General features: G+C 64.9%; 23 protein-coding genes. 3 read left to right on the top strand and 20 right to left on the bottom strand.

From position 1 onward, the window contains the following. The first annotated feature begins 178 nt into the window (after positions 1–178). Positions 179–970, top strand: a complete 792-nt coding sequence (locus tag Q8O80_RS02985) for a phytanoyl-CoA dioxygenase family protein (RefSeq protein WP_305576767.1) — start codon at positions 179–181, stop codon at positions 968–970. An 84-nt stretch (positions 971–1,054) separates the two neighbouring features. Here the strand turns inward: Q8O80_RS02985 and Q8O80_RS02980 are convergent, their stop codons facing one another. From Q8O80_RS02980 to Q8O80_RS02930, 11 genes are all read right to left on the bottom strand, one after another. Then, complete coding sequence (locus Q8O80_RS02980) at positions 1,055–2,725, bottom strand: glycoside hydrolase family 3 protein (protein WP_305576764.1); 1,671 nt, start codon at positions 2,723–2,725, stop codon at positions 1,055–1,057. A 152-nt stretch (positions 2,726–2,877) separates the two neighbouring features. After that, positions 2,878–3,201: a thioredoxin gene (gene trxA / locus Q8O80_RS02975; RefSeq protein WP_305576762.1), complete on the bottom strand. Its 324-nt coding sequence runs from the start codon at positions 3,199–3,201 to the stop codon at positions 2,878–2,880. 78 nt (positions 3,202–3,279) lie between these two features. Then, positions 3,280–6,711 (bottom strand): double-strand break repair helicase AddA, encoded by a 3,432-nt coding sequence (addA, locus tag Q8O80_RS02970; RefSeq protein ID WP_305576760.1) that lies wholly within the window; start codon positions 6,709–6,711, stop codon positions 3,280–3,282. Continuing rightward, positions 6,708–9,725 carry a double-strand break repair protein AddB gene (gene addB, locus Q8O80_RS02965; RefSeq protein WP_305576758.1) on the bottom strand — a complete coding sequence of 1,006 codons (3,018 nt, stop codon included), beginning with the start codon at positions 9,723–9,725 and terminating at the stop codon, positions 6,708–6,710. The genes addA and addB overlap by 4 nt, the downstream gene beginning before the upstream one ends. Continuing rightward, positions 9,722–10,426 (bottom strand): nucleotidyltransferase family protein, encoded by a 705-nt coding sequence (locus tag Q8O80_RS02960; RefSeq protein ID WP_305576756.1) that lies wholly within the window; start codon positions 10,424–10,426, stop codon positions 9,722–9,724. The genes addB and Q8O80_RS02960 overlap by 4 nt, the downstream gene beginning before the upstream one ends. Before the next feature lie 201 nt (positions 10,427–10,627). Then, the gene (pheT, locus tag Q8O80_RS02955; protein WP_305576754.1) at positions 10,628–13,048 is read right to left on the bottom strand and encodes a phenylalanine--tRNA ligase subunit beta; all 2,421 of its coding nucleotides are present in this window, start codon (positions 13,046–13,048) and stop codon (positions 10,628–10,630) included. A 12-nt stretch (positions 13,049–13,060) separates the two neighbouring features. Continuing rightward, on the bottom strand, positions 13,061–13,693 hold the full coding sequence (locus tag Q8O80_RS02950) for a DNA polymerase III subunit epsilon (protein WP_305576752.1): 633 nt from the start codon (positions 13,691–13,693) through the stop codon (positions 13,061–13,063). 2 nt (positions 13,694–13,695) lie between these two features. Next, a complete protein-coding gene (pheS, locus tag Q8O80_RS02945; RefSeq protein WP_305576750.1) occupies positions 13,696–14,826 on the bottom strand; it encodes a phenylalanine--tRNA ligase subunit alpha in 1,131 nt (376 codons plus the stop codon). Positions 14,827–15,020: 194 nt separating this feature from the next. Next, complete coding sequence (gene rplT, locus Q8O80_RS02940) at positions 15,021–15,422, bottom strand: 50S ribosomal protein L20 (protein WP_305576748.1); 402 nt, start codon at positions 15,420–15,422, stop codon at positions 15,021–15,023. 20 nt (positions 15,423–15,442) lie between these two features. Beyond that, on the bottom strand, positions 15,443–15,643 hold the full coding sequence (rpmI, locus tag Q8O80_RS02935) for a 50S ribosomal protein L35 (RefSeq protein WP_035099236.1): 201 nt from the start codon (positions 15,641–15,643) through the stop codon (positions 15,443–15,445). A gap of 181 nt (positions 15,644–15,824) precedes the next feature. Then, a complete protein-coding gene (locus Q8O80_RS02930; protein ID WP_305576740.1) occupies positions 15,825–16,673 on the bottom strand; it encodes a glycosyltransferase family 2 protein in 849 nt (282 codons plus the stop codon). Positions 16,674–16,793: 120 nt separating this feature from the next. Here Q8O80_RS02930 and Q8O80_RS02925 point away from each other — a divergent pair, with 120 nt between their 5' ends. Both Q8O80_RS02925 and Q8O80_RS02920 read left to right on the top strand, forming a co-directional pair. After that, entirely contained in the window at positions 16,794–17,213 is a 420-nt protein-coding gene (locus Q8O80_RS02925) for an Hsp20 family protein (RefSeq protein WP_305576738.1), read from the top strand. Positions 17,214–17,228: 15 nt separating this feature from the next. After that, entirely contained in the window at positions 17,229–17,516 is a 288-nt protein-coding gene (locus tag Q8O80_RS02920; protein ID WP_305576736.1) for a DUF1150 family protein, read from the top strand. A gap of 87 nt (positions 17,517–17,603) precedes the next feature. On the opposite strand, the gene Q8O80_RS02915 is transcribed toward Q8O80_RS02920, so the two are convergent. The 9 genes from Q8O80_RS02915 to Q8O80_RS02875 all read right to left on the bottom strand — a co-directional run bounded on the left by Q8O80_RS02915 (position 17,604) and on the right by Q8O80_RS02875 (position 25,426). Continuing rightward, a complete protein-coding gene (locus tag Q8O80_RS02915) occupies positions 17,604–18,071 on the bottom strand; it encodes a PTS sugar transporter subunit IIA (protein ID WP_305576734.1) in 468 nt (155 codons plus the stop codon). Between the two features lie 47 nt (positions 18,072–18,118). Then, positions 18,119–18,688 (bottom strand): ribosome hibernation-promoting factor, HPF/YfiA family, encoded by a 570-nt coding sequence (gene hpf, locus Q8O80_RS02910; protein ID WP_305576732.1) that lies wholly within the window; start codon positions 18,686–18,688, stop codon positions 18,119–18,121. Positions 18,689–18,922: 234 nt separating this feature from the next. After that, positions 18,923–20,434: an RNA polymerase factor sigma-54 gene (gene rpoN, locus Q8O80_RS02905; RefSeq protein ID WP_305576730.1), complete on the bottom strand. Its 1,512-nt coding sequence runs from the start codon at positions 20,432–20,434 to the stop codon at positions 18,923–18,925. A 153-nt stretch (positions 20,435–20,587) separates the two neighbouring features. Further along, entirely contained in the window at positions 20,588–21,355 is a 768-nt protein-coding gene (lptB, locus tag Q8O80_RS02900; RefSeq protein ID WP_305576728.1) for an LPS export ABC transporter ATP-binding protein, read from the bottom strand. Then, positions 21,352–21,804 (bottom strand): LptA/OstA family protein, encoded by a 453-nt coding sequence (locus Q8O80_RS02895; RefSeq protein WP_305576726.1) that lies wholly within the window; start codon positions 21,802–21,804, stop codon positions 21,352–21,354. The genes lptB and Q8O80_RS02895 overlap by 4 nt, the downstream gene beginning before the upstream one ends. A gap of 10 nt (positions 21,805–21,814) precedes the next feature. Continuing rightward, a complete protein-coding gene (locus Q8O80_RS02890; protein ID WP_305576724.1) occupies positions 21,815–22,468 on the bottom strand; it encodes a hypothetical protein in 654 nt (217 codons plus the stop codon). Continuing rightward, a complete protein-coding gene (locus Q8O80_RS02885) occupies positions 22,468–23,085 on the bottom strand; it encodes a ribonuclease D (RefSeq protein WP_305576722.1) in 618 nt (205 codons plus the stop codon). Before Q8O80_RS02885 ends, Q8O80_RS02890 begins: the two co-directional genes overlap by 1 nt. Before the next feature lie 105 nt (positions 23,086–23,190). Further along, positions 23,191–24,801, bottom strand: a complete 1,611-nt coding sequence (gene lnt / locus Q8O80_RS02880) for an apolipoprotein N-acyltransferase (protein ID WP_305576719.1) — start codon at positions 24,799–24,801, stop codon at positions 23,191–23,193. Between the two features lie 133 nt (positions 24,802–24,934). Next, positions 24,935–25,426, bottom strand: a complete 492-nt coding sequence (locus Q8O80_RS02875; protein WP_305576717.1) for a chemotaxis protein CheW — start codon at positions 25,424–25,426, stop codon at positions 24,935–24,937. Between the last annotated feature and the right edge of the window lie 386 nt (positions 25,427–25,812).

The following is a 25,812-nucleotide window of genomic DNA, read 5'->3' as shown; positions in this document are numbered from 1 at the left end:
GGGCGGGCTACCCCGCCCGGCGATTGCACCGCCACGCGCGGTCTGCTAAATTTCGCCCATGATGTTCCAGTCCACATTCTTCCCGCTCTGAGCTGACGACCCGTTTCGTCGCGGCACGCCAGTGCCGTTCAGCTTGTTGACAGCGCCTCGCAGAGGCCGCTGTGCGGAGAATTTTTGAATGTCGGATGCTTCTCATTGCGGACTGAGCACGGCTCAGCTCGATCACTTCATTGAACATGGCTATCTAAAGCTCGAAGCGGCCTTCGATGCCGAGCTCGCCCGGGCGGGGCGACAGGAACTCTGGCGCGCCATGGGGCTGTCGCCCGATGCGCCCGAGACCTGGACGCGCCCGGTTGTCCGCCTGGGCTTCATGGCGGGGCCTCCCTTTGTCGACGCCGCCAACACGCCGCAGCTGCATCAGGCCTATGACGCCCTGGCCGGGGCGGGGCGCTGGCTGAAGCCCAATGGGCTGGGCACCTTCCCCGTGCGGTTTCCCGCCACCGAGGAGCCGGGCGATGCGGGCTGGCATGTCGATGCCAGCTTCGGCCTGGAAAACCCCGACTTCATGCAATGGCGGGTCAACGTGAAAAGCACGGGGCGCGCCTTGCTCATGCTGTTCCTGTTTTCCGATATCGGCCCCGATGATGCCCCCACCAGGGTGCGCAAGGGATCGCACCTCACCATCGCCCGCCAACTGCTGCCCTTTGGCGAGAGTGGCCTGACGCTGGGCGAACTGGCTGCCGATGGCTTCACCTCGACGGCGTCATGCCCGGAAGCCCTGGCGACCGGACGGGCCGGAACAGTCTATCTGTGCCACCCCTTCCTCGTACATGCGGCCCAGCCGCATCGGGGAACCCAGCCGCGCTTCATGGCGCAACCGCCATTGTTGCCGCGCGGCGAATTCGACCCCGCCCTGCCGCCATCGCCGGTGCAACGCGCCATTCGCCAGGCCTGTGGCCTGACGTTCTAGCCCGGCGCCCCGCGCGCACCCCTCCCCTGGTGGGGAGGGGTGCGTGGTGGCCGGGATGGAACAGTGCCTATGAAAGCAGAATGATCAGTATTTGCCTTGGTCGCTGCCGACAAAGGGGTCGACGGGGCTGGTGCCGGTGAAGGGGGTGCGGCCCATAATGGCCTCGACCACCGCCGCCTGCAGGGCTTCGCTCGAACCATAGGCGTTGATATAGGCGGGCACGCGCGGCGCATCGTAGAGATAATAGGGGTAGCCGAACGAGATCATCAGCGTGGGCACGTCGTGCCAGTAGCGAGTCATACCGCCCAAGGTGGAGCCGGTCAGCTTGACCCAATCAAGGAAGATCCGGCTGCGCCCCAAAGTGGTCTCTTCGGCGAAGAGATAGAGCACCAGATCAAAATCCTTCGGATTGACCGCCATGCCGGGGGTGAAGACGGTGACGGCAAAGCCCTCTTCCTCAAGCCGCAGCGGCACGCTGAGCGGCAGCGGCTCGGGCACGAAGGGCACGATGGCGCCGCCGGAATAGACCAGCACGCGGTGGTGCCGGGACGGTGAGAGCGGCAGCAGCTTGTTGGTGTCCTTGACCAGGGTTGGGACGCGGGCCGTGACGGCGGTCGCGGTGGCCTGGTGCGCCTCGCTGGTCACCAGCTGGCGGGCCGTCTCTAGTTCAAGCAGCGGGCGGGGCCGGTGCAGGCCCTGGGCGGCCTTGAGGGCGAGCACGCGGGTAACGGCCTCGTCAACGCGGTCCTGGCTCAGACGGCCATCGGCAACGGCTTTGACCAGCCGCATCAGGTCGGCATTGGGGTCGTCGGAGAACAGGATGACATCGCAGCCGGCAATGACCAGTTCGGGCAGGGTTTGGTCGCGCGGGCCCCAATCGCCCAGTCCGGCCATGGCGGTGGCGTCAGAGACAATCAGGCCATTAAAGCCCAGCTCGCGGCGCAGCAAATCCTCATTGAGAATGCGGCTGAGCGAGGCGGGGCGCCAGGCTTCGGCACCGGCATCGGGATCGAGCGCCAGCGCATAGGCGGGAAAGGCGATGTGGGCACTCATCACACTCATCACCCCGGCCGCGATGGCCTTGCGGTAGAGCCGGCCAAAGCTGGCCTCCCAATCGCTCATGGACAGTGGATTGACAGTGGTGACCAGATGCTGGTCGCGATCATCATAGCCTTCGCCGGGCCAGTGCTTGACGGTGGCGGCAATGCCATTGGCCTGGAAGGCGGCGATCTGGGCCAGCGCGTGGCGCTCGACCTTGTCGATATCGCTGCCAAAAGAGCGGGTGCCGACAATGGCGCTGCGCCAGGCAATGTTGAGGTCGATGACCGGGGTAAAACTCCAGTTGAGGCCGACAGCCGCCGCTTCGCGCGCCATCAGGGTGGCGATGGCAGTGGTGGCTTCCAGATCATCAACAGCAGCCAGACCGAGCGGATTGGGCACGCTGGTGCCCAGTGGCAGGCTCATGCGGCTGCCCTCGAGATCGGCACTGACCAGCAGCGGCACGGCGCTGAGTTCAGCCAGTTCGCGGGCCAGGGCGATTTCGGCGGCCAGGTCGGCGGAATAGATGCGGGTGATGCCACCGGGCTTGAAGCTGCGGACCTGTTCAGCGGCTTGCTGGGGGGTGCCGCGCGCCAGCAGCACAAACAGCTGGGCCAGCTTGTCGCGTGGACTGAAGCTGTCCCTGGTGGTGTGGACCCAGGCCATGGCGTCGTCATCGAGATGGAACGGGGCGGCTGCGAGATCGATGGGCGCCATGGGGCTTGCTCCCTGAAGTCTTCTTATGTGGCAAAAGGCTTAGCAGATGTGCCCCCGGGGGGGAACTCGCACGCCGCGCAGGCTGTTGTCAGCGCAAACGAAAACACCGCCGGGTCGCCCCAGCGGTGTAAATTCTGTCGCACTGCCTGCAATCAGGCTGCGTGGCCTTCGAGCCATTTGGTGAGACCGGCCTTGGGCGTGCCCGCGCCGACCTTCATGTCAGCCGCTTCGCCGCCCTTGAACAGGATCATGGTCGGGATGGAGCGGACGCCATATTTGCTGGCGGTACCCGGGTTCTCATCGACATTGAGCTTGACGATCTTGACCTTGCCGGCCAGTTCGGTCGAGAGCTCGTCGAGCACTGGAGCAATTGCGCGGCATGGCCCGCACCACTCAGCCCAGAAGTCCACCAGGACGGGCTGTTGGGAGTTGAGGACTTCCTCGCCAAAATTGGCATCGGAAACATGAGTAGTCATGGGATTCTGCCTTTTGTTCTGAGCGGCGGTCTGTGTGCGCCCAAAGCTGGTGCGTGTCCAGCATGGGTACAAGCAAGATCACTGCAAGGTGAAGCCCCGGGTGCCAGCCGACAGGGCGTCCGGGGAGAGAATGATCAATGATTCCAGTGTTGTCCATAAGATTGCGGCACGGATGGCCCGTCCCGGGAAGAGCTGAGTTGCAACCAACGCATATAGTCCAAGCTGGGTGACGTAACGCCCCGGTACCTCGCCCGGTCCCCCCGGCACTGACGCATCGGACTTGTAGTCGACCACCAATACCCCCTGTGCGTCAATCACCAGTCGGTCGATGCGACCACTCAGGCGAATGGGCTGGCCATCGCGTTGCGCGTCCAGCAAAAACGGCACTTCGGCGCGACTGCCCGGGCCAAACAGATGGGCCAATTCGGGGCGGGTTAGGATGGCGATGGCCTTGGCGGCCAGCCTTGCGTGGTCTGCGGGCGAATCAGGCAGCAGGGCGGCCAGCGCCTTGTCGGCGATTTCGGGCCAGATGGCGGGATCGAGCTTGCCCAGATGCTGCAGCAAGGCGTGCAGGGCAATGCCCTCGCGCCGCGCCGCTTCAGCATCGCGGACCTGTTCGGCGAGGCTATCGAGCGCGGCGCCGGGGAAAGCGGCCTTGCCGGCCAGCGATGGCGAAACCTGGGGAATGCTGAGCGGGGTGGGCAAGGGGGCAAAGCTGAGCGGCGCTGTGCGGGCGCTGGCCCGCTCGGGCGTGGCGCCGATGGCGGCGGGCGCGACGCGAAGCCGCGGATAGACCAGCGCCGATTCGGCGCCATCGGCATCGGTCTGGCTCTGGGCATGCGGGCGCAGGGCGGTCTCGATGGACTCGTACCAGCTGCCCTCAAGCTGCTTGCCGGCGTCCGAGCCCGGGGTCAGCGCGCCGGTGACATAGAGTTCATCCTCGGCGCGGGTCATGGCGACATAGAGCTTGCGCCAGTATTCGCGCTCGAGATTGTCGTCGCTCGCCTGCTTGATGGGCAGGGTAGCCTCGACATGGTCGGCGGTGCTGGAGGCGTGGATGAGCAAGGGCCCGGGCGCCTCGGCCAGGAGATAAACCGGCTTGCCGATCATCTGCTTGCGCTGCTTGGTCGCGGCATCGGCAAGGATGACGATGGGCGCTTCAAGCCCCTTGGCGCCGTGCACGGTCATCACCCGGACGCCGCCACCGGATTCGGGCAGTTCGCGCTTGATGGTGCCCGAGCGCTGGCGCATCTCGGCGACAAAGCCCTGCAGCGAGGGCTGGGGGCCCTGCTCGTGGTTGAGCGCCAGCTCGAGCAGTTCGGCGACCACGTCATCGACCTCGCCGCCAAAGCGGGCATGGAAGCGCTTGCGGCCGCCTTCGGCGTAGAGTACCTGGGTGAGGAATTCGAAGGGGCGCTCGAAATCCAGCGCGCCGCGCCAGCGGAGCAGGCGCTCGGCGGCGGCGACACAATTGGCGTCGGCGTGTTCAGCCAGTGCGTGCCAGAGAGTCTGGTTCCTGGCGCGGGGCTGGGCCAGGGCGAACAGGGTTTCTTCGTCGATATCAAACAGCGGCGAGCGCAACAGCGCCGCCAGTTGCAGATCATCGGCAGGGTTGAGCAGCACATCGCAGAGCGCCAGCAGATCCATGACGGCGATATGGCTGGTGACGCCGAGCCGGTCGGCGCCGGGTGTGGGGAGATTGGCATTGCGCAGGGCGCGAATGACTTCCTGAAATACCGGGCCGCGCGACTGCACCAGGATGAGCACGTCATCGGCGGTGACGGAGCGGCCACGACCGGTGAGCGGGCGCTGCCCATCGACCCAGCGCCTGATCTCGCTGGCGATGCGCTCGGCAATCTGGCGCGGGGCGCTGCGCTCGGTTTCGAGCACGGTGGTGGGCCAGTCGCTGCCGGCGGGGGCATCGGCCACCTGCTGGGTGGGGGGCCAGAGCGTGACCGAACCGCCTCGCATGGTGCGGGCGGTGTTGTGGTGCACCTTGTCGGATTCGAGCAGGGCGGCCTGAATGTCCTGCCGATCGCTGACCAGATCCACGGCGGCGAGGATTTCGGGCAGGGTGCGGAAGCTGGTGCGCAGCGGCACCGGCTGGAACGGCAGGTCGACGCTGTCGGCCCTGAGCGAGAAGTCGCGACCGGTGTCGGCGAACAGGGCCGGCTCGGCGCCCTGGAAGGAGTAGATCGACTGTTTCTGATCGCCCACCGCAAACAGCGAGCGCGGGCGGCTGACGGCCCCTGCCCCGGCGAAATATTCTTCGGCAATGGCCCGCACCACGCGCCATTGCTCGCCATTGGTGTCCTGGCTTTCATCGACCAGAATGTGGTCGATGCCGGCATCGAGCTTGTAGCGCACCCAGTCGCCGGACTGGTGCTGGAACAGATCGGCAAGGCGTTCCACCAGATCGTCGAAATCGAGCAGCGAGCGGGCGCGCTTTTGCGCCTCGTAGCGCTTGCCGACGGCGGCGACGATATCGAGCAGGGCGTCGCTGCGCGCGACCAGGCTGGCAGCGCGGCGGGCGGCAGCGAGTTCGGCGAGGCGTTCGGCTTCGGCAGTGAGCAGATCGGCGAGATCGGGATCAGCCGTGCTGACCGCCTTGACGACGAGGCGGGCCGGCACGGTTTCATCGGCAGTGAGGAAGGCGCGCAGCCAGGCGGCAGGCGACGGGTTGGCCGGGTCGATGGCGGCCAGCTTGTCTTCGAGTTTGCGATTGCCGCCCGAGGGCGGGCAGAGGGCATAGAGCCGGGCGAGATCGGCATCGGTCAGCAGACGCTCGGCGAGAATGGCGGTGTTGATCTCGCTGACGGAGCGATTGGCGGCGGCGCCGATCAGCGCGCGCAGCCTGGCCTTGGCCTGTTCGGGATTGGCCAGCACCAGCTTGAGCTTGCGGCCATCGGCAAGGGCGGCGTTGATGGCGTTCTTGATCTGCTCGTCGCTGAGGGTCTGGAACAGGGTTTCCACCGCCCCATCGACATCAAGACCAGCCGAGAGCACGGTTTCGCGGGCCGAGAGCAGCATGGCGCTGCGCTCATCATCCTCGATGACGGCAAAATCGAACGGCACGCCGGCCTCGAGCGGAAAGCGGTGCAGCACCGATTCGCAGAAGGCGTGAATGGTGACGATCTTCAGACCGCCGGGGGTTTCGAGCGCCTTGGCAAACAGGGTCCGGGCGCGCTCGCGCAGCTCGGGCGAGACATTGGGGCCTTCGACCTTGGCCAGTTCAATATCGAGTTCGGCATCCTCAAGCAGGGCCCATTTGGCCAGTTCGCCGGCCACGCGGCGGCGCATTTCGGCGGCGGCGGCCTTGGTATAGGTCAGGCACAGCACCGTTTCGGGCGCGACGCCGGCCAGCAGCAGGCGCAGCACGCGGCGGGTGAGCACGAAAGTCTTGCCCGATCCGGCATTGGCCGACACCCAGATCGACCAGGACGGATCGGCGGCGCGCGCCTGCTGGGCGCTGGTGTCGAAGGGAACGACGAGGGTGCCGCGATCGCTCATGAGGCGTCCTCCCCGCCATCGACAGCCGTCCACTCGGCGAGCCGGGAGAGATGGTCATAGGCGCCGGCGAAGCGCTGGCCGGGCAGCGGCAGCAGGCGGGCCGGCATGGGCGTGTCGCGCAGCAGGAAGAATTCGACATGGCGCTGCATGCGCGCGGTAATCTCGTCGGCGGCAGCCATGATGTCGAAGCCGTCGGCGGGCACGAAGGGCCGGGCGGTGAAGGCGTCGGGGCCGAGGCCGACCTTGATATAGGTGAGGGCCGAGGTGGCCGCGGGAGCGATATCGCCCTTGAGCGTGCCGGCATTGGCCATTTGCGCTTCGAGCAGCAATTGGGGGACTTCAAAGGCCTGCATGGCGCCCTTGCTGGGCGGCGAGCCGGTCTTGAAATCGATGATTTCGAGCGTGCCATCGTTGAGCGCATCGATGCGGTCGGCGCGGCCGCGCAGGGTGAAGGGTTCGCTCAGATGCAGCTTCAGCTCGCCATCGATTTCAGCGTGACGCCGGGCGACGAGGGGCTCGCGGGCGCGCTCGAAATCGAGGAACTGGGTGGCGGCGGTGTGGAAGCGGCGCAGCCAGATATCGCGGCGCTCGCCAATGGCGTCGAGCCCGGAGAACTTATCGGCGGCGATGGCCATTAGCGTGTCGATGGCGTCGGGCGCCATGACGTCGCACCTGTCCTGGATAAACTGGGCGAAGATGTCGTGGATGATGGTGCCGCGCTCGCGGGCATCGGGGCTGTCGCCGAGCGGATCGAGCGGGCGCAGCTTCAGCACATGCTTGGCATAGATATCATAGGGCGAGCGCATCAGCGTCTCGATCTCGGTGACCGAGAGGGCGCGCGGGCGGGTGCTGGCGGGCGGATTGGGTGCCGGGCGCGGCGCCGATTTTGTGTCGTCCACCGCATCGAGACAGCGGGCCTGCTCCAGCCAGATGGTGCCGCGCTGCTCCCAGATTGCGGCGGTCTCGGTGCCGGCAAAGGCGGTGAGTCGCTGCAAGAGGCGCGAGGCAATGGCGGGGCTGGCGCCAACGCGGTCGGCATAGGCGATGATGACTTCGGGATTGCCCAGCGCCTGGGCAAAGTCATGCGCGGCCAGGCCCTGCCGCCGTTCGGGCGGATTGAGCCCGGCCGCCAGGCGCATGCCACGGCTGAGCCAGGGGCCGGGATCGGCCGGTTCGGGCCATTTGTCTTCGTTGAGCGCCGCCAGGATCAGCAGATCGGGATTTTGCAGCCGGGCCTCGAGCTGGCCCCAGATGGCGATGTCATGGCGGCGCTCCTCATAGGTGCGCACCTGGGCGCCGAGCATCAGGGCGGTCAGCACGCCGTCAAGCTGGCGCGGCTGGAAGGTGTGGCCTTCGCCGCTGAGGCCGGCCATTTGTCGGGCCCAATCGCCCAGCTCATGACGCCCGGGAATGTCGGCGCCATCGGCCACGGCATCAAAGGCGGTGCATAGCGACGAGGCCAGGGCGCTGGCGCGGATGGTCTTTTCCGCCAGCAGGGCGAACAGAGGCGCCAGCGCGGCCTCGATCTGGTCGAACAGGGCGGTGATGGGCGCGCGATCGTCTTCGCTCAGCCGGCGCGCCGGATGGGTGGTGGTGCCCGCGATATTGGCAGCGAGCAGCTGGCGCAGACCGGCAAGGCCCGGATTGGCGCGCTGGCCGCGCAGCAGACCGAGCTCGATGGCGTCGGCCAGAGCCGAGATGGCGGCGCGGCTCTGGCCGAAGCGGGTGGCGCGGTTGCGCAGCAGGGCCATCAGATCGACGGCGGCACAATTGGTTGTCGCCAGCGCCAGGATCTGCCGCAACAGGCGGCCGGCACCGGACTGGAACAGCGGCACGCCAGCGGCGTCATCGACATCGACATCAAAGCGGCGCAGCTCGGCGGCGATGCGACGGGCCAGATTGCGGTCGGGCGTGACGATACCGACGGTCTTGCTTTCACTGAGGGCCTGGCGGGCGGCCAGAGCGACGGCGCGGGCCTCCTCGTCCTCGGTGCGAGCGCGAATGACCGAGAGGTTTTCGCTAGCCTCGTCGAGCTGGGCGGTGGTCAGACGCTGGGTGGACCAGCGGGCGGTGTCCTTGGTCAGGGCCAGAGCGCGATGGACCAGCGTGGTGCGCGGATGATCATGGGGGGCCAGTTCGGTGACGTCGCTGATGGCCGCACCCATGGAGCGCAGCAGCCTGGCCAGGCCGAACTGCGGATGGCCGTGCGGATTGTTGCTGTCGTCGAGCAGGGCCGCGTGATCGTTCGCGCTCATGGTGCAGTCGAGCCCGGGCAGCACCACCGCGCCGCGCGGCAGATCATTGATGGCCTTGAGCAGGCGGGCCGTGGCGGGAATGGAGCCAGTGGAGCCGGCGGCAATGACCGGGCGGTCGCCATAGATCAGTCGGGTGGCCAAGGCCTGGCGGTCGAGCCGCTGGCCGCGCAGTGCGGCGATATCGGCCTGCCCCTTGGCCTCGAGCCGCACCGGCCAATAGGTCAGGGCGATGTCGAGAAAGGTCAGCGTCTGCTGCCAGTATTCGCCCAGATTGGCCTCGATCTCGGGGACGATGGCACGGATCTCGGCGGCGCCGCGCTCCTCGGTGTGCAGATCATCGATCAGCAGGCCGAGCGATTCGGCCATGGAGAGGATTTCGCCAGCGGTGGGCGGGCTGGAAAAGGCGCGTTGCCCGGCAGCGGAATTGGCCCATTGGTCGACGAGGCTGGAGAGCACCAGACGGCGTTCGAGCCCCGAGGCCGCGGGCAAGGGCGTGGGCGCGTCGAAGGGCGGCAGGAAGGGTTCCTCGTCTTCGACTTCGCCGCCAAAGCTGCGGATATCGGGCAAAAGACCGTGACCACGACGGGCGAATTCATCGGCCAGCGCCAGCTTGGCGCGGCGGGTGGGCAGCACGATGGTGACATCGGTGAGCCAGAAGGGCTGGGTCTGGTCGGCGCCGCCCAGCAGGGTGCCGTCGATCACCCGGTCGGCCAGGGTGGCGATGAAACGGGCATGGGGGGCAATGGAGAACAGCGTCATGGCGCGGCCGGCGCGACGAGCCGCGCTTCGGCTGTGGCAAGGCCAGCCGCGTCGCCGACATGAAACCAGGGGGCATTGAGCGCAACGCCATAAAGGGATTCGCGCTCGAGGCACTGCTCGAACAGATGGTTGAGCGAGAAGGCGCCGTCGGGGGTATTGTTGAACAGGGCTTTGCCCATCAGCGCCACGCCGCCATAGATCACCGGCGCGCCGGTATCGCGGGTAATGGTGCCGTGCGGCGACAGGCAGAAATCATGGCTGCGGGCAAAGCCGGCGGCGTCGCGCGGGTGCACGCAAAGCAGCACCATGTCGGTGCGCTCGTCAAAGCGCGCCAGCATGCGGGCGAGAGGGGTGTCGCTGCCGGCGGGCCAGAAGGCGTCGGTATTCATCACCAGAATGGGGTCCGACAGCAGCATGGGCAGAGCGCGCTTGACGCCGCCGCCGGTATCGAGAAGCTCGTCCTCGCGACTGACCTTGAGCAGGCCGCCAAAATGGGCCAGCAACTGGTCAGCGCGGTAATGGGCATTGGCGACAAAGCGCCGGGCGCCCTCGGCCCTGGCATTGTCCATCACCCGCTCGATCAGCGGCACGCCGGCCACCGGCACCAGCGGCTTGGGAATTGAATCGGTAATGGGGCGCAGGCGGGTGCCCAGGCCCGCGGCCAGCAGCATCACATCGGGGAATCGGCTGGGTTCGGTCATGTCGGGATAAGAGCCGTACACCGTCGCCGAGGCAAGAGCTGTAGACCGCTGCACCGATTTAGCAGTCGACACCCTCCCCCTTGCGGGGAGGGTCAGGGAGGGGGGATGGGCGCCCCGGTATCGGGGCTCTCACACCCCCTCCCAACCTCCCCCGTCGAGGGGGAGGTGCCGCTCCGTGGGCGGGGCGAAACGGTGCGCCCGCTATGCCCGCAGCACGCCGCCGGTGGATTTGGTGACGGCGGCGACGATGGCGGCGGAGATCCTGTCGATGTCCTCGTCGGTCAGGGTCTTGTCGCTGGGCTGGATGGTGACGGCGATGGCGACCGACTTCCTGCCTTCGCCGAGATGGGCACCCTCGAAGACGTCAAAGATGGTGACGTCCTTGATCAGCGCCTTGTCGGCACCGCGGGCGGCGCGGAGGATGGTGGCGGCCGTGACCGAAGCATCGACCACAAAGGCAAAGTCGCGGGTGAGCGGCATCAGGGATGACAGCGCCAGAGCCGGCTTGGTCCTCGTGGCTTTCTGGCGCGGCTCGGGGATGGCATCGAGGTCGATCTCGAAGGCGGCGACGGGGAAATCAATGTCGAGCTCGGCGGCCATGGCCGGGTGCAGTTCGCCGAACCAGCCCAGAGTGATCCTGGGGCCCAGCGCGATGCGGCCACCACGACCGGGATGGCTCCAGGGCGCGGGTTCGGCCAGGATCTGGACCTTGTCGATATCAATGCCGAGCGCATCGAGCGCGGCGGCCAGATCGGCCTTGGCGTCGAACACGCCAACCTTGTCGGCCTTGCCCGACCAGTGGCGGCCCGCGCCGGTGAGCCTGGCCGTGCCGGTGCGAATGCCGCTGGCATAGGTGTGCTGGCCCTCGGGACTGGCGGAGAGGAAAACCTGGCCGACTTCGAACAGGCCCAGATCATCAATGCCGCGATTGGCATTGCGACGGGCCGCGGCGAGCAGGCCCGGCAGCAGCGAGGGGCGCATATCGGTCATGTCAGCGGCGATGGCATTGGCCAGCTGCAGGCTTTCCTGACCACCGCCAAAACGGGTGGCTTCATCATGGCTGATGAAGCTCCAGGTCACCGCCTCATCGAGACCGCGCGACGCCAGCGCCCGGCGGGCGATGCGGCGGCGGTTCTGGATGGTGGTCAGCATGCGCGGCGCGACGTGACTGAGACGGGCCAGCGGCTCGACCGGGATATTGTCGACGCCGACCATGCGCATGACTTCCTCGACCAGATCGGCCTTCAGCGTCACGTCGGGGCGCCAGCTGGGCACCTTGACGGTGAAGCTGTCGCCCTTGGCGGTCAGCTCGAAGCCGAGCCTGGTGAGGATGGCGGTAATAATCATCGGCTCGACATCGAGACCGGTGAGGCGTTTGACTTCGGACAGCGGAAAATCGACCACGGTATTGGGGTAGATATCGTCGCCGGAAATGGCAGGCTCCATCGGCTCGCCACCGCAAAGCTCGAGCACGAGGCGGGTGGCCAGTTCCAGACCGGGATCGGTCAAAGCCGGATCGACATGGCGTTCGAGGCGATAGCGGGCATCGGAGACAATGCCGGTCTTGCGGCCGGTGCGGGCGACCAGATCGGGGTCCCAGCTGGCGCATTCCATGAAGACATTGGTGGTGGCTTCGGTGACGCCGGAGCGCACGCCGCCCATAATGCCACCGAGGCAGAGCGGACCGAGATCATCGGCGATGACGGTCATGGTCTCGTCGAGCGTATAGACCTTGTTGTCGAGCGCCTCGAACGCCTCATTGCGGGCGTTGCGCAGCACGGGCTGGCCAACGATCTTGTCGGCGTCATAGGCGTGCAGCGGGCGGCCCCAGCCAAGCGAAACGAGATTGGTGATATCGACAATGGCGTTGATGGGGCGCAGGCCAACGGCGCGCAGGCGCTGCTGCAGCCAGGCGGGAGACGGGCCATTCCTGACCCCCTTGATATAGCGGCCGCCAAAGCGGCGAATGGTCTTGGGCTCATCGGCGCTGAATTGCTGCGGCAGCGGCAGAATCGGGCTGGGCCCCCTGGAGGGGACCGGCGACATGTCGGTGGCTTTGAGCGTACCCAGGCCATAGGCGGCCAGATCGCGGGCAATGCCATAGACGCCGGTGGCGTCGCCGCGATTGGGGGTGATGGAAATGTCGAACACCACGCCACCAATGCCAGCATATTGGTCATAGGGCACCCCGATCGGCGCATCGGCGGGCAGCTCGATAATGCCGTCATGGTTGTCTGACAGTTCGAGCTCGGCATCCGAGCACAGCATGCCATTGCTGACCTGGCCGCGGATATTGCCCTTGCCGATGGTCATGTCCTTGCCCGGAATATAGGTGCCGGGGGCGGCGAACACCGATTTGAGGCCGGTGCGGGCATTGGGGGCGCCGCAGACCACGTCGATCAGTTCGCCGGTGCCGGCATCGACCTTGCAGACGCGCAGCTTGTCGGCATTGGGGTGCTGTTCGGCCGAGACGATATGGGCGGTGACGAAGCTGGAAAAGGCCTTGCCCTGATCTTCCATGCCTTCGAGTTCGAGCCCGATCAAGGTCAGCGTGGTGGCGATCTCGGTCGCCGACGCATCGGTATCGAGGTGCTGCTTGAGCCAGTCGAGGGTGAATTTCATGAGATCGGCACCTTAGCGGAAGTCGCTCTGGCTGCCGGAGATCGGCGGCAGAGCGCGGGAAATTTTCATCAGTTCAACGAGCACATTGGCAAAGCCGCGGGCATCGTCGATGGCTTTATGGGTATGGGCGATGTGACCAAAGAACTCGGCGGGCAGCCGGCTCATGCCCCATTGCGGATAGGGGACGCCGCGCAGCGTGCCGGCCATGGTGTAAAGACAGACCCCGCCGCCCTTGAATATCTGGCGCTGGGCAAAGGGGCCGCCCAGCACGCGGGTATCGGCGAAGCTGTCGAGATAATGGTCCATCCACAGCCCGTCAAACATCATCGGCGCGGCGGCAAAGACGCAGGGACCGGGCAGGCTGTCGACCCAATCGGCATAGCGCGGCATGACGATCTCGGCCGGCTCGGCGCCGGTGGTGGCTGCCGCCCAGGCTTCGGGCTGGGTGGCCCACCAATCCATGGTCATCGGGCTTTGCGTCTTGTCGGCGCGCGGCTCCAGCACGGCCTCGAACTCGCCATAGCGCTGGCCATCGGCATCAATGGCGACCGAGGCAAAACTGAGCATGGAATGGCGCAAGGGCGTGGGGCCATCGGCTTCAATATCGGTGACGATGAAAATCGCATGGTCTGGCGCGTCAGTCATGGCTAGCTGCTCAACCCACCGAACAGGGTCGGCAGGTCCAGCGGGCGGAAGCCGTAATGGTCGAGCCAGCGCTGGTCGGCGTCAAAGAAGGCGCGCAGGTCGGGCATGCCGTATTTCAGCATGGCGATGCGGTCGAGGCCCATGCCCCAGGCAAAGCCCTGGTAGATTTCGGGGTCGAGGCCGGCATTGGCGATGACATTGGGATGGACCATGCCGCAGCCCAGGATCTCGAGCCAGTCGCTGCCTTCGCCGATCTTGACTTCGCTGCCGGAGCGGTCGCACTGCACGTCCACTTCCATGCTGGGTTCCGTGAAGGGGAAGAAGCTGGGGCGGAAGCGCAGGGTGACGTTGGGGACCTCGAAATAGGCCTTGAGGAACTCCTCGAGCACCCAGCGCAGCTGGCCGATATGGCTCGATTTGTCGATAACGAGGCCCTCGACCTGATGGAACATCGGGGTGTGGGTCTGATCGCTATCATTGCGATAGGTGCGGCCGGGCATGACGACGCGGATCGGCGGATCCATGGCGGGGGTGAGATAGGCCGCGGCGGGCTTTTCATTGGTTTTCTGCATGACGCGCATCTGCACCGGCGAGGTGTGGGTGCGCAGCACCTTTTTGACGCCATCGGGGCCGGGCTTCATGAAGAAGGTGTCGTGCATTTCCCGGGCCGGATGGCCTTCGGGGAAATTCAGCGCGGTGAAATTGAGATAATCGGTCTCGATATCGGGACCTTCGGCGATCGAAAAGCCCATGTCGGAGAAGATCGCGGTGATCTCGTCAATGGTCTGGCTGATCGGGTGGATGCGGCCGCGCGCGGTGGGCGCGGGCTGGACTGGCAGGGTGACATCGAGGGTTTCGGCGCGCAGGCGGGCGTCGAGCGCGGCGGCTTTGAGTTCGTTGCTCTTGGCGTCGACAAGCCCGGCGATCTCGACCTTGAGGCCATTGATGGCCGGGCCGGCGCTTTTGCGCTCCTCGGGGGCCATGGCGCCGAGCGAAGCCAGCAGCGCCGAGACGCTGCCTTTCTTGCCCAGGGCAGAGACGCGGACGGTATCGAGCGCGGCCTCATCGGCGGCTGCGGCAATGGCAGCGCTGAGGTCGCTGCGCAGGGTGTCGATCTGGGTATCGAGAGACATGGCATTCTCATTCGGTCGTTTTGCGGGCTTTAGAGCATTTTGAGCCAGCAGAGTCAGGTGCAAATTGCATGGTCGTCCGTCTCCTGTTGAGGGAGAAGGGTAAAAGAGGCCGGTGCCAACAAACAGAAACGCCCCGCGCCAGCCCAAAGGGCGGCGCAAGGCGTCAAAATCGACCTCAGCGAAGCTGGGGAGAGTTAGGCGGTGACGCGAGCGTGGGTAACAGTGTCCACGTCTTCCAGATACGCCAGAGCAGCCTTGGCCTTGGTGACCAGCACGGCGAACGCTTCAGGCTGGGTGATCGCGAGATCGCTCAGCACCTTACGATCGACAGCAATCTCAGCTTTGCTGAGGCCGTCGATAAATCGACCATAGGTCAGGCCCTGGTCGCGCACGGCAGCATTGATGCGCTGGATCCAGAGGGCGCGGAAATTGCGCTTCTTGATGCGACGATCGCGATAGGCATACTGGCCGGCCTTTTCGACGGCCTGCTTGGCGATGCGAATCGTCGACTTGCGGCGGCCATAATAGCCTTCAGCAGCCTTGAGAACTTTTTTGTGGCGGGCGTGATTGGTAACGCCTCTTTTAACGCGTGACATGTGTCAGCTTCCTTTCAGCGTTAGCGATTGTACGGCATGTACCACTTGACCAGACCCTCGTCGCCCTTGGACAGGATCTTGGTACCGCGGTTCGTGCGAATGTACTTGGCGTTGTGGTTGATCAGGCGGTGGCGCTTGCCGGCGACGCCTGCCTTGACCCGACCGGTCGCTGTGAAACTGAAACGCTTTTTGGCGCCAGACTTCGTCTTCATCTTGGGCATTTTGCGGGTCCTTATAAGAAGATTGGATGGATTTGGCCCATCGCATTCAGAGATCGCCACGGCATGCCTGTTGGCCGGGCGATCCGGAGAAGTTGGCTCTATAAGCGGAAACCGGGGACAGAGCAAGAGGCTCAAGCAGAGTCTGACGCCGCGTGCCAGCCTGGCCCGCGCCGGTCTCAGGCTAGGCGCGTTTTGCCTGGGCGAGCCTGGGTTCCAGGTGATCCTCAAACAGCAGGCCCGGCTGTGCGGCCAGGGCGGGGCCATAGAGGGGCTCGGCGGCCAGCGAAATGTCGAGGAATTGTTCGAGCCCGGCGACATCCTCAGCCGGCAGGCCGTAAAAGCCGGCGCGCAGGCGCTGCAGCAGCGTGGTCTTTGAGGCGATCATGCCGGCAGCGACATTGGCGCCATTGCTCATCGAGGCGCTGCGCTTGATGTAATCGTGCAGCGGCGTGCCCAGATGAAACGAGGCCGGCACCTGGCGATAGAGCTGCAGCAGGAATTCCAGATCGGTCATATTGCTCATGGTGGAGTCATAGCGGCCATCGGCGCGGCGGCGATCCCAGACCAGCATTGAATCCATGGAGAGGCTGACCCATTTGTGCTGGCCCGGCGTCAGCGCCCGATCGGGCCCCTGCCCGACAAAACGCAGATGATTGAACGCTTCGTCCATCACATCGAGCGCGGTGGTGACAATGGCGTGCTCGGCGAGGGCCTCAACAGCCAATTCGAGCTTTTGCGGCTTGAGCCGGTCATCGGCATCGAGAATGGCAGCAAACGGGGTGTCGAGACGCTCCAGCGCGCGATTGCGGGCGGTGGCGGCACCCAGCCCGACGCCGCCGCTGCTCAGATGCAGGATGCGGCTGTCGTCCAGCCCGGCCTCGGCCAGCAGCCCGGCATAGTCAAAGTCATCATCGGCAATGAGCCAGAGGCGCCAATCGGCATGGGTTTGCGCCAGCACGGAGCGCACGGTGGCCAATATGGTGGGCTGGGCCCGAAAGGCCGGCGTGATGATGGAAACGGTGTGGGACACGGCAGCAAAACCTCGACCTTGAACGATGGGCGTGCAGGTCCCATATTCGTGGCAGACGCGCGATGCCACTGCAATCGGGTCGCGTGTCGGTGCGTTGCTTGACGATCAAGGACGGTGTGTATGACGCGTGTTTCGGTATTTTCCGCCCCATTTCTCCTCGGCTTTGACAGCTTTGAGGAGCGCGTCGATCGGTTGGCCAAATCCGCCGACGGGTATCCGCCCTATAACATTGAGCGCACTGTCGATGCCCAGGGCACCGAGCACTTTGTGGTTTCCATCGCCGTTGCCGGTTTTGGCGCCCATGAGCTTGAGGTTCTGGCCGAAGACAGCCAGATCATCGTGCGCGGCAAGCAGAAGGACGAGCCAGGACGGGAGTTTCTGCATCGCGGCATTGCCGCCAGACAATTCCAACGCTCGTTCCTGCTGGCCGATGGCATGATGGTACTGGATGCAACTTTAGGGCACGGTATGCTCGTTATTACCATTGAACGCCCGCAAGCGCCCAAGAACGCCCGCCGTATCGAAATTCGCTCAATCTGAGGAAAGGCCGACACCATGTATGAAAAACCAACCGACGTGGCCGCAGCAGATCGCGTGATCCATCCGTTGAAATCACTGACACGGGCGCAATTTGCCGCCCTGGGCGGCGATGCCGTGGCCTATCTGCGCCCGGTGACCGGCGCTGTGCTGGGCACGCTGATCGAGGATGCGGTGTTTGAGGCCGAGACCGAGTATCAGCTGCTGATGGCGGCCAATGGTACGCCGCTGCTGGTGACCGACACCGAAGATTCCGTCAATGACTGGCTCGGCGAGAACAATCTGGGCCTGGCCACGCTGCACTGAACCCCACCAGGGCCAGTAACAAAATGAAAAACCCTCCAGCGTCACCCGCTGGAGGGTTTTTGTTGAGTGACTGACTGGCCCAGTCGATCAGGCGGCGTAGGTGCCCAGCAGGGATTGGGTGAGAATGGCGTGCATCTGGGCCGGGTCCTCGGTCTGGCGCAGTTCATCGACCACATTATCGGTGCGCAGCAGCCGCGCCACGCGCGACAGCACCTTGAGATGATCGGCGCCGGCCCCGGTGGGCGCCAGCAGCAGGACCACCAGATCGACCGGCTGATCATCAACTGCATCAAACTCGATGGGATGATCCAGCCGCGCGAACAGCGCGGTGACATCCTTGAGTCCGGGGAGCTTGCCATGCGGAATGGCGATGCCATTGCCCAACCCGGTGGAGCCAAGTTCCTCGCGGCCATTGATGGCAGCGAGGATGTCGGCCTTCGGGTACCCGGTCAGTTCAGCAGCACGGGTGGCAAGGTCCTCAAATAACTGGCGTTTGGCTGTTGTATCGGGATAAAATAGCACGGCACGCTCAGCCAGAATATTGGCCAATTCCATTCAAATTACCTTACGATTAACTGCGCCAGTTGTGGTTCAGGAGCACATCAACTGGCTCCGAGGGCGGGGTCGATCCAACCTATGTTACCGTCGGTGCGGCGGTAGACCACATTCAGCCCACCATGTCCAGCATGGCGGAACATCACAACTTGGCCACCGGTCAGATCGAGCTCCATCACCGCTTCCTCAACACTGAGCTGGCGCAGGCTCTTGGTGCCTTCGGCGATCACGGGCGGCGCATAGTCGGCATCGAGCTCATCGAGCTGGGTGCCGGCATCAAGCACGGTATATTGCGCCGTCACGTCGCCGCCATTGGCGCCACGGCGGTGCTGCTTGAGCTTGCGGTTGTAGCGGCGCAGCCGCTTTTCAATGTTGAGTGCCATGACCTCATAGGCCGCGGTGGGGTCGCCACCCTGGGCACTGGCCTGCAAGGTCGCGCCGGAATCGAGGTGCACTACGCAATCGGCGCGGAAGCCGATGCCATCGGGTGAGAGGGTGAGATGACCGTCATAGCCGCCGTCGAAATACTTCCCGACAACGGTGTTGAAATGCTCCTCGGCTTTGCCGCGCAGCGAATCGCCGACATCCATGTTCTTTCCCGAAACGCGTAAGGTCATGGCTTCTATTCCCTTCTTGTCGTGGTGCGACGTGAAGATCGCCGAAAGCCGTTCCCGGTTTCGGGATCACGCCTGCTGCCTACCCCTTGAGATATGGGTGGCCGCTACGCCAATGCTAGACCTGCGGGCGCGACCGAAGCAATGCGCAACTCCCGGTTCGGGGTGGTTTATCCCTTGGACTTGGCCACAAAAGCGCCTTATCCTGCGCGAGCCATCGGGCCGGGCGCTGGCGGATCAGGCCATTTGCTGGGAATTTTTCATCCGGCGGCGGCGCATCACCGATGAGGGGATATTCATCCCCTCGCGGTATTTGGCGACGGTGCGGCGGGCCAGCTCGATACCCTGCTCCTGCTTGAGCATCTCGGCAATGGTGTCATCGCTGAGCACCGCGGTGACCTGTTCAGCCTCAATCAGCTGCCGGATGCGGTGGCGCACCGCTTCGGCCGAGTGATCGCCGCCCCCATCGCTGGACGCAATGGCGGTGGTGAAGAAGTATTTCATTTCAAACAGGCCGCGCGGGGTGGCCAGATATTTGTTGGCGGTGACCCGGCTGACGGTGGATTCGTGCATCTCGATGGCTTCAGCCACCATGCGCAGGGTCATCGGCTTGAGATGGGCAATGCCGTGGGTCAGAAAACCATCCTGCTGGCGCACAATCTCTGCCGCCACCTTGAGAATGGTCTGGGCCCGCTGATCGAGGCTCTTGGTGAGCCAGTTGGCGGTGGAGAGACAATCGGACAGGAAGGCCTTTTCGCCGGGCGCACGGGCCTGTTTGGTGACGCTGGCATAGTAGACCCGGTTGACCAGCACACGGGGCAGCACCTCGGTATTGAGCTCGATCTGCCAACCCCCATCGGGGCCGCGCCGCACAAACACATCGGGCACCACGGTTTCGACCGGGCCGCTGTCAAAGGCCAGACCGGGGCGCGGATCGAGCCGGCGCAGTTCGGCCAGCATATCGACCAGATCCTCGCGATCACAGCCAATGATCCGCAGCAGGCCGGCCATATCATGCGCGGTGAGCAGTTCCAGATTGTCGAGCAGCGCCTGCATCATCGGGTCGAGCCGGTCGCGCTCGCGCAGCTGGATGGCGAGGCATTCGGGAACGCTGCGGGCAAATACACCCACCGGATCGCAGCCCTGCAAGGCGAGCAACACGGCCTCGATATCGGCCCGCTCCGCGCCCAGCTGCTCTGCCAAGGCATCCAGATCGGCGGTCAGGTAGCCGGCTTCATTGAGGCCATCGATCAGGTAGCGGGCGATCAGCCGATCGGCCGCCGTGCGCAGGATGAGGTTGGACTGGGCTTCAAGGTGTTCGCTCAGCACCGGTCGGGACGCGACAAACTGATCGATATCGGGGGCTTCGCCGGCCTCGGAGCTGCCATTGCGATCCAGCCGGCTGGCCGGATTGAGCTGATCCTGCGCGGTCTGGTCGGGGAACACATTCTCGACGGCGGTATCATAGCCATCGGCAATGGAATCGGCATCCTGGATGCGATCACCCCGATCGACAGTGTCTTCATAGGCAGTGATTTCGGTGGAGCGTTCGACCACTTCGGGGATGTCAGGCTCGCCGGGCTCGGCGCCATCGCCGCGCTCAAGCAGTGGATTGCGCAGCAATTCGTCCTCGACGAAATTGTTCAGCTCAAGGTGGCTGAGCTGCAGCAGGCGGATGGACTGCATCAGCTGCGGCGTCAGTGTCAGGCTCTGGGCCTGACGAAATTCCAGACGCGGCGAAAGTGCCATCAAACGAAACCCTGAGCACAAGTTCGGGCCAAAACTGCCCAATTTTCAGCGCGACCATGCCTCATTATTGCGCAGCGGGCAAGCAACGGTGCCCAATGCGGGCAAATTTCGTGCCAAGTTCTTCGTGCCAAGTACGATGAGCGACCTGCGCGGTCAGATCTCGAAATTTTCGCCCAGATAGACGCGGCGGGCATCGGGATCGGCGCTGATGGTCTCGGGACGCCCCTGAATCATCACCTTGCCGCCGTGAATGACATAGGCGCGGTCGACCAGGCCCAGCGTCTCGCGCACGGCGTGGTCGGTGATCAGCACGCCAATGCCGCGCTGAGTGAGCTGGCGCACCAGCCCTTTGACCTCGGCCACCGCAATCGGATCCACCCCGGCAAAGGGCTCGTCGAGCAGCATGAAGGCGGGATCGGCGGCCAGCGCCCGGGCCAGCTCGACGCGGCGGCGTTCGCCGCCCGACAGGGCCAGCGCGTTGGATTTGGCCAGATGCTGGATGGAAAACTCCGCCAGCAAGGAGGCCAGCCGCGCCTTGCGCGCCGGCTTGTCGCTGATGTGGTTTTCCAGCACCGCCATGATATTGCCGCTGACCGTCAGGCCGCGAAAGATCGAGGGCTCCTGGGGCAGATAGCCAATGCCGAGCTGGCCGCGCTGGAACAGCGGCAGGTGGGTGATGGCGCGGCCATCGAGCTGGATGGAGCCGGCATCGGGTTTGACCAGGCCCATGATCATGGTGAACACCGTGGTCTTGCCGGCGCCATTGGGGCCGAGCAGACCGACGGCCTCACCGCGGCGCACCGCAATGGAGACATCGCGCACGACCACGCGCTTGCCAAAGCTCTTGGCCAGGTTATGGGCGACGAGCCAGCCGGTCTGGTCGAGGCGCGGCCTGGCCGGCTGATCGGGACTGGCGCTCATTGTGAGGTAAAGACGCCGGTAACCCGGCCCTTCTGGCCGCTGGTGAAAGTCGAGACATTGGTTTCAAGATTGACCACGAGCTCGTCGGAATTGACGGTTCCGCCGGCATTGACCACCACCACATCGCCGGTGAGGCGCAGCAACTGGTCGCCGGGGGTGAACACCGCGCGCTGACCGGTGGCAGTCTGATCGGTGGTTTCGAGCTTGACCGCGCCGGTGGCCTCGAAGGTCTTGATGTCGCTGGTGCCGCCGGCGCCATAGGTGGCCACCACCTTGGGCGCCCAGACCGTGACGGTGGGGTGAACCACCACCACATTGCCGGTGAACACCGCCGTGCTGGTCTGCTCGTCCAGCGTGAACAGGTCAGCCGTGATGTTGACCTCCTGCTGGGCAAGGGCCGGGGTGGCCGCAAGGGCCAGCGCGAGGAAAGCAAACAGGCGCAGCATCATGGTGACTTGATCATGGGGTGTCGGATCCGGGCGTGGAGGGCAAAGTGACGGTCACACGAGAAAATGTCCAGATGGCGTTGCTGACATCATAGGTCATGCCGACGCCATCGAGCGTGGTGCCGTCGGCATAGTCAATATGCACCGCGCCCTGGCCCACCAGGGTCTGGGCGGCATAGTCAAACAGCGAATCGCGGATGGTGCCGGTGGTGCCGGTCGATTCCTCGACCAGGGCGACGCCGGGGATGGTCACGGTCTCGCGACCGGTATCGAGCGTGGCGTCGCGCGCGGTGACCTCGGTCACCAGCCCGCTGCGGCGGCGCATGGTGAGGGCCGCCTCGCTCAGGGCGATCTGATCGGCGGCAGCAATTGCCGCCTCGGCCGACCTGGCCCAGACGCGATAGGTGGTGCCATCGTCGAGCACGCCGGAATATTCGGGGGTCTCAATGGCAATGGTATCGCGCGAGACCTCGATACGCCCGATTTCAAAGCGGCCGGTCAGGCTGGACAGATAGATCTGGCCGAGCAGCGCCACCAAGACGAGAAGGCCCAGCGCCGGCACGCCGATGCGCAGAATGGCGACCAGACGATTGCGCCCCTGCAGCCGGCGATAGATCGCCGCCCGCTGGGCGGCATCGGCCTGCAGGTCCAGCGCCAGATTATCCATCAGCTATGCGCGAAGATGTCGGTTTCGTCCCAGCCCAGCAAATCCAGTTCGCAACGCGTCGCGAGGAAGTCAAAACAGGCCCGGGCGAGCTCGGTGCGGCCTTCACGGGCCAGCATGCGGTCGAGATGGCGCTTGAGATCGTGCAGATGCAGCACATCGGCGGCGGCATAGTCGAGCTGGGCATCGCTGAGCTTGTCGGCCCCCCAATCGGAACTCTGCTGCTGCTTGGACAGGTCGAGGCCCAGCAGTTCGCGGCTGATATCCTTCAGGCCGTGGCGATCGGTATAGGTGCGCACCAGCCTGGAGGCGATCTTGGTGCAGTAGACCGGGCCGGTGACCACATCGAAGCGGTTCCTGAGCACGGCCACGTCAAAGCGGGCATAGTGGAAGATCTTGGTGACCTTGGGATCGGCAAGCAGTCTGGTCAGATTGGGCGCCTGGCTGGCATCCTGCGGAATCTGGACGATATCGGCGCTGCCATCGCCGGGCGAGAGCTGGACGACACAGAGCCGGTCACGATGGGGATGCAGGCCCATGGTCTCGGTATCGATCGCCACTTCGCGGCCGTCGTAATTGGACAAGTTGGGCAGGTCGCCGCGGTGCAGTCGGATCGCCATGAAAACTCTCGCAAGCTTGGGGTCTATCCCTGATGCCACAGCATCAAGGCGTTGGAAAGGCCGGCCCGATATTGGCCGGCCCGAGATGGGGCGGCAGGCGACAGTCTAGGCCGGCCGCCGGCGCGGGCGGCGGGCCAGTACGGAAATGGCCAGGCCGAGCAGCAGCGCGATCAGCAGGGGCCAGTAGCGCAGCCGGGTGAACGGGGTGCTCTCGAGCCGATCATGGGGGCGAACATCAAGCGCCGCCATTTGCAGCGGTTCCAGTTGCGCGGTGATGCGGCCGAGCGGGTCGGTGGCGAAGGTCAGGCCGGAATTGGCAGCGCGGATCAGGCTCATGCCCTCCTCGACCGCCCGGATGCGGGCGTGATGGGCATGCTGGGCCGGACCGATGGAATGATCAAACCAGGCATCATTGGTGATGTTGAACAGGAATTGCGCGTTCTCGGTATCACCCAGATCGCCGGAAAACAGGATTTCGTAGCAGATCAGCGCCAGCAGGGATGGCCTGTTGGGCAGGCTGATCAGACGCCGACGGGCATCGCCATGGCTCCAGCCCTCAGCGCCGGGCACGAATTGCTTGATGCCCAGGCTGGCAAAGAACGGGCCGAAGGGCAGGAATTCGCCGAACGGCACCAGATGGGACTTGTCGTAGCTGGCGATGATTTCGCCATTGCTGTCGATGGCCAGAATGGCATTGAAGGGCGGGCCCGAGGGCAAAGCCGAGCCCGGCTCATATTGCTGGCGCGGCGCCCCGGCCAGCAGAGTGGTCTGTTCGGGCAGCAGCCGGGCAATGCGGGCCAGGGCCTCAGGATAGGTGGAGAGATAGAACGGCAGGCTGGATTCGGGCCAGACCAGCAGATCGATATCGGCCAGCCCCTGATCGGTCGGATCCATGCGCATATCCGAGAGCATCAGCAGGCGATCGATGAGGGCGACAGGATCGGCATTGTTCCAATCGGCATGCTCATAGACCAGCGGCTGCACCAGCCGCATGGCGGTGTCGCTGCGCTCGGTCGCGGTGATGCCGGCAAGGCGGTTGTAGCCATAGCCGAGCTGGGCGGCAATCACGGCAATGGCGACAAAGAACGGCAGAAGCCGGCGGCTGAGACTGCGCCCGTCGGCCGGCCAGATCAGGGCCGGGGTCATGGCCAGCAGTGCTGCCAGCAGGGTCAGCCCGTAAATGCCGATGACCGAACTGAGCTGCATCATCTCGTCATTGGGGGTCAGGGCATAGCCGAGCAGATCAAAGGGAAAGCCGGTCAGCACATGGCCGCGGGCCCATTCGGCCAGGGTCAGAAAGGTGGCGAGGGTGACGATGCGCCAGGGGCCATGGCTCCACAACAGATGGGCCAGCGCACTGGCCAGCCCCCAGAACAGGGCAATCAGGGCGGCGAGCGCCAGAATGGCCAGCGGCATGACGGCCAGCATGATGCCGCCATCGACAAAGAAGGCGGCGCCCAGCCAATGGAAAGCGACAGCGAAGTAGCCCCAGCCAAAGGCAAAACCGATGGTAAAGGCCGGGCCGAAAAGGCGGCGCCAGCCCCGCGGCGTCTCGGCCCCATCAAGGCACCAGATCCAGACCGGAAAAGCCAGGAACAGGGCGGGCAGGACAAAGAGCGGCGGCACCGACAGCCCGGCCAGCGCCCCGGCGGCCACCAGCAGCACGAAACGGCGCCAGCCATGGCTGAGCATGGCGGTTTCGGCGAGCCAGGTCATGGCGGGTTAATCGGCGAATCAGGGCGCATGATGGCAAGCTGGCGGGTGCGACCCACAGCGTCAAGACACGGCGCGCCCCGGCCCGGGCGGGCGCGCGGCGTTGGTTCGGGGGCGGCAATGCCGCCCGCTCGCTTCAGTGCATGCTGGCGTAGGGAAACAGGGCCTGCAGGTTCAGAATGGCGATCAGCCGATCTTCCTGGCGCACCAGGCGCGAAACCTTGGCGCTGGCGGGGTCGCCGCCATGGCCCGGCGCGTCCCGGAATTCGTCATCCTTGGCAAAGATGATATCGGACACCGAATCCACCAGAATGCCGACATTGGTCGCGCCCAGCGAAACCACCAGCACCACATGCCCGCGTGCCGCCTGCAGCTTTTGTCCGCCCAGCATGGCGGCAAGATCATGCACCTCCACCACGGTGCCGCGGATATCAAGCACACCGCAAGCCGAATGGGCGCCATCGGGCAGTTCGGTGGTGGGCGACCAGCTGCGAATTTCGCGCACCGCCATGATGTCGACGCCATAGCCCTTGTCGCCGGCTGAGAAGGTCACGAACTGGTTGGCCTGCGTCGCGCCAAGCAGGTCTTGTCCGCCCTCTGATGGTTCAAATTGCAGTGCTGTACTCATCAAAAAACTCCGCCCATGCTGTCCGTGTCACGCTATCGCTCATCGCTCGCTGGCACCGGTTTTGTTCCTGCAGCGCGCCCCCATTGTTTTTCAAAATGCTTTCTAAACCATTGAACAAGTTCTGCGGGCATTGTTATTGCCGAATAAAATTCATGCACACAGTGCCAAATGCCTGCAGAACAAGGGGTTTTGAAGGAGCTGCCACCGCAGGCAATGGTCCGTATCGGTGCCTGCGGGCGCTGATGGGCTGCTCCGGGGACCCGCAGCGGATCCACAACGCCCCGTCCGCTGCCACTGTCTCGCGTGGCGCCATGGGGGGCCTGTGCGGCGCAATTGCGCGCAGGGTCTGCGTCGAACGCCATTTTAACCCGTTCTGCGCCAAGCTG

Source organism: Devosia sp., from assembly GCF_030689745.1.
Lineage (GTDB): Bacteria > Pseudomonadota > Alphaproteobacteria > Rhizobiales > Devosiaceae > Devosia > Devosia alba.
This window is presented reverse-complemented; position numbering and strand designations above follow the sequence as displayed.

What these genes read in the sequence shown, in the direction of transcription:
- lptB (WP_305576728.1), bottom strand. Translation starts at nt 21,355, where the DNA reads ATGAGCGCCAGTCCCGATCAGCCGGCCAGGCCGCGCCTCGACCAGACC.
- Q8O80_RS02960 (WP_305576756.1), bottom strand. Translation starts at nt 10,426, where the DNA reads ATGACCGAACCCAGCCGATTCCCCGATGTGATGCTGCTGGCCGCGGGC.
- rpmI (WP_035099236.1), bottom strand. Translation starts at nt 15,643, where the DNA reads ATGCCCAAGATGAAGACGAAGTCTGGCGCCAAAAAGCGTTTCAGTTTC.
- addB (WP_305576758.1), bottom strand. Translation starts at nt 9,725, where the DNA reads ATGACGCTGTTCTCCATTGCCCCCCATGCCCGTTTCATCGCCACCCTG.
- hpf (WP_305576732.1), bottom strand. Translation starts at nt 18,688, where the DNA reads ATGACCTTACGCGTTTCGGGAAAGAACATGGATGTCGGCGATTCGCTG.
- Q8O80_RS02885 (WP_305576722.1), bottom strand. Translation starts at nt 23,085, where the DNA reads ATGGCGATCCGACTGCACCGCGGCGACCTGCCCAACTTGTCCAATTAC.
- rplT (WP_305576748.1), bottom strand. Translation starts at nt 15,422, where the DNA reads ATGTCACGCGTTAAAAGAGGCGTTACCAATCACGCCCGCCACAAAAAA.
- pheS (WP_305576750.1), bottom strand. Translation starts at nt 14,826, where the DNA reads ATGTCTCTCGATACCCAGATCGACACCCTGCGCAGCGACCTCAGCGCT.
- trxA (WP_305576762.1), bottom strand. Translation starts at nt 3,201, where the DNA reads ATGACTACTCATGTTTCCGATGCCAATTTTGGCGAGGAAGTCCTCAAC.
- Q8O80_RS02925 (WP_305576738.1), top strand. Translation starts at nt 16,794, where the DNA reads ATGACGCGTGTTTCGGTATTTTCCGCCCCATTTCTCCTCGGCTTTGAC.
- Q8O80_RS02890 (WP_305576724.1), bottom strand. Translation starts at nt 22,468, where the DNA reads ATGGATAATCTGGCGCTGGACCTGCAGGCCGATGCCGCCCAGCGGGCG.
- lnt (WP_305576719.1), bottom strand. Translation starts at nt 24,801, where the DNA reads ATGACCTGGCTCGCCGAAACCGCCATGCTCAGCCATGGCTGGCGCCGT.
- Q8O80_RS02920 (WP_305576736.1), top strand. Translation starts at nt 17,229, where the DNA reads ATGTATGAAAAACCAACCGACGTGGCCGCAGCAGATCGCGTGATCCAT.
- Q8O80_RS02950 (WP_305576752.1), bottom strand. Translation starts at nt 13,693, where the DNA reads ATGACTGACGCGCCAGACCATGCGATTTTCATCGTCACCGATATTGAA.
- rpoN (WP_305576730.1), bottom strand. Translation starts at nt 20,434, where the DNA reads ATGGCACTTTCGCCGCGTCTGGAATTTCGTCAGGCCCAGAGCCTGACA.
- Q8O80_RS02980 (WP_305576764.1), bottom strand. Translation starts at nt 2,725, where the DNA reads ATGGCGCCCATCGATCTCGCAGCCGCCCCGTTCCATCTCGATGACGAC.
- addA (WP_305576760.1), bottom strand. Translation starts at nt 6,711, where the DNA reads ATGAGCGATCGCGGCACCCTCGTCGTTCCCTTCGACACCAGCGCCCAG.
- pheT (WP_305576754.1), bottom strand. Translation starts at nt 13,048, where the DNA reads ATGAAATTCACCCTCGACTGGCTCAAGCAGCACCTCGATACCGATGCG.
- Q8O80_RS02915 (WP_305576734.1), bottom strand. Translation starts at nt 18,071, where the DNA reads ATGGAATTGGCCAATATTCTGGCTGAGCGTGCCGTGCTATTTTATCCC.
- Q8O80_RS02985 (WP_305576767.1), top strand. Translation starts at nt 179, where the DNA reads ATGTCGGATGCTTCTCATTGCGGACTGAGCACGGCTCAGCTCGATCAC.
- Q8O80_RS02875 (WP_305576717.1), bottom strand. Translation starts at nt 25,426, where the DNA reads ATGAGTACAGCACTGCAATTTGAACCATCAGAGGGCGGACAAGACCTG.
- Q8O80_RS02895 (WP_305576726.1), bottom strand. Translation starts at nt 21,804, where the DNA reads ATGATGCTGCGCCTGTTTGCTTTCCTCGCGCTGGCCCTTGCGGCCACC.